The 2597-nt window shown below is 67.5% G+C and carries 2 protein-coding genes, 1 other RNA gene and 1 pseudogene; 2 read left to right on the top strand and 2 right to left on the bottom strand.

All coding sequences use genetic code 11. The features are described 5' to 3' along the window. Positions 1-235, top strand: a pseudogene (locus ACFQEU_RS14300) (nicotinate phosphoribosyltransferase); the annotation flags it as partial. Between the two features lie 90 nt (positions 236-325). On the opposite strand, the gene ACFQEU_RS14295 reads toward ACFQEU_RS14300, so the two are convergent. Further along, entirely contained in the window at positions 326-928 is a 603-nt protein-coding gene (locus tag ACFQEU_RS14295; RefSeq protein WP_379783244.1) for a TIGR00296 family protein, read from the bottom strand. 189 nt (positions 929-1117) lie between these two features. On the opposite strand from ACFQEU_RS14295, the gene rnpB reads away from it, so the two are divergent. Further along, an RNA gene (gene rnpB, locus ACFQEU_RS14290) (RNase P RNA component) lies at positions 1118-1482 on the top strand. A 409-nt stretch (positions 1483-1891) separates the two neighbouring features. Here rnpB and ACFQEU_RS14285 read toward each other — a convergent pair. Continuing rightward, the coding region (locus ACFQEU_RS14285) for a ribonuclease FAU-1 family protein (protein WP_379783242.1) at positions 1892-2597 on the bottom strand (706 nt) is incomplete at its 5' end.

Here is a 2597-nt window from a genome sequence, read left to right as displayed (position 1 = left end):
CGGCGAGCCGGCGGCCAAACGCGGCAAGCTCTCGGGTGCGAAACAGGCGTACCGGACCGCCGACGGCGGCCACGCGGTCGGGCTGGCCGACAGAGAGGGTCCGGCGGACGCCGAGCCGCTCTTGGAGCCCGTGATCCGCGACGGAGAGATCGTCAACGGAGAGACGTTCGACCTCGACAAGGCGGCGGAGCGGGCACTCGCGGACGCGGAACGCGTCGACTACGGGTCGGCGTGAGATCGGAGACCGCGCGGAGAGTAAGAGTACAACGGGAGAAACGGAACGCCGACGGGAGGAGGAGAACCGCAGCCCGAAGGGATCCCCGGGTTACAGCTCCTCGACCGCGCCGCCGTCGGGGCGCTCGCGGAACACCTGCCCCTCGATGAGCGTCACCATGGTGTCGTCATCCTGCCACGCGTTCGGGGGGAGTTTGGCCTTCCGGCAGGCTCGCGAGAGGAACTCCGCGCCGGACCAGCCGTTCTCGACGGGGACGGTCGGATAGAGCCAGCCGTGGTCGTTCCCACCGTCGACGGCGACGCCGTGGGTGCCGATCTCGAGGTCCTCCAGCGGGTCGTTGGTGAGGACGGTGTTGGAGACGGCGAACACCGAGACGGTGATGTTTTCGAGCTCTTTCGGTTCGACCTCGGAGCCACACGAGTCGCCGGAGGCGGCCTTGATCGCGGCCTCGACGATGGCGTGGCCGAGCTGGTCGGAGTCGTCCCATGCGCCGGCACAGCCGCGCAGTCTGCCCCGACCACGGGTGGATTCGAGGCGGACGAACGCGCCCGTTCTGGCGTAGAACGCCTCGCGCATGCTGCCGGGTTGCTCCCGTTGTCCGTGTCGGACGAACGACTCGACCGCCTCGCGTGCGAGTTCGACCGCTCGTGCCCCGTCGTCGTACGACAGCTGAACGGTCTGTGCCTCGGACATGAAACCTAGTAACACGGCTGACGACTTGAACGCTTCCCTTGGGCGTGAGGATCCGTGATCGACCGATAACCACGGGTTTGAGCCGGTCTCACACGGGTTCAGGCGGGGCCGAACGCGGAACGGTTCCTGACGTATCGATAACCCCGCCGACCGAATCGCTTATTCGCCGGCGGCGGCTACGATCGGCCGGACAGAGGGAGCCCGACTCCCGTGCCCTCGGCATGAGGAAAGTCCCCCCACCGGCCGGACGGGCGACCGGGCACACGCCCGGAGTCGGAGACGGCTGGCGCTGGAACAGCAACGACACCCCCCACCCCGACCGATGAGTCGCGTGTGGTCGCCTCGGCGACCGACGTCGATCGCGGGGTCACCCGCGACCGAGCGAACCGACCCGTAAGGGAAGGGAGTTAACCCGACGAGGGGAGACAGGTGGGGACGGATGGAACGGCGAATCCTCGCCGGTGCAAGTCCGCGGCCATCAGGTAGTCCGGCCACGGCCACGGACGCTTAGCCGAATGTCGGGACGAACCGAAGGGGGCTTACTCCCCTCAGTCCACGCACACCGAAACACGAGGAGCCACGGCCGTGCGCGTCGATATCGTCGTCACCGTCGTCATGGTCGCCCACTTATATACTAGATCGCCGTCGTTGCGAGCGGCACTTTATATACTAGATCGCCGATTTTGCCGACGAGGAGTTTTCGTCCTGTTCAGTCACCGACGGTAGCGGTGAGTTATATACGACAGCACGGGGAGTTCCCCTTATATACGACAGCACCGCGACCTTCGTCGGTTACTTATATACGATCGTGCCGCTATCTCCATCAGAGATCGACCACCGAGATCACTGCCGGGCCGGTCGAGCGGACGGATCGAGTCACCACTGACAAGTATCCGTGTACCCCGCGTCGTGATCCACCGACGGCCGAATCGGGACCCGGGAATCGACCCCGAACCGGTCGCCTCACAGCGCGTTCGTCAGCGCCGACGCCACACTTCGTGCCTTCTCCGCCAGCGGTTCGGGGGTGTCGCCGCGCGACACCGACGCGTCAAGGACGTCGTCGTCGACCCGCTCGACCGTCCCGTCCGGGTGTTTCACCACGTCGACGTGGAGGTCGACGTAGCGGGCCGCGTCCGGGAACACCTCGACGGGCGTACAGACGTTGACGTACGTCCCCTTCACCGTCCCGTCGGCGGCGCGGTACGTCGTCGGATACCACCGGCGACCCTCCGACAGGCTCGTCACCGCCACGTCGCCCGCCTCGCGACGGCCGCCGAGACCGTCGTAGCTCCCGCCCGGACTCATCTCCCGTTCGACGGTGACGCCACCGTCGGCATCGACCTCGGTCACCCTTCCCTCGCCAAGCGTGATGAGCCGGCCGTCCGGCTTCCCGTGTTCGATCCGGAGCGTGTCGCCCTCGGCCGGGCCGAACGACTCGCGAACGACGGTGAAGGGGAAAGCGGCGTCCGGGTCGTCGGGATCGGGATCACACAGCGCCTCCGCGAAGTCGACGGCAGCCGACGCCGAAGCGGAGCCCGCCTTCACGCGGTGGTGTCCCGGCATCGTGGCCTCGACCGTGCGACGGGTGTCGTCGAGCGCGAACCGGGACTCCCGACCGAACCAGACCCAGAAGCCGGCGTTCGGCCGAGCGATCGGGGCGGTCGCCGCC

Origin of the sequence: Halorubrum tibetense (genome assembly GCF_042661865.1) — an archaeon.
Classification (GTDB): domain Archaea; phylum Halobacteriota; class Halobacteria; order Halobacteriales; family Haloferacaceae; genus Halorubrum; species Halorubrum tibetense.
This window is presented reverse-complemented; position numbering and strand designations above follow the sequence as displayed.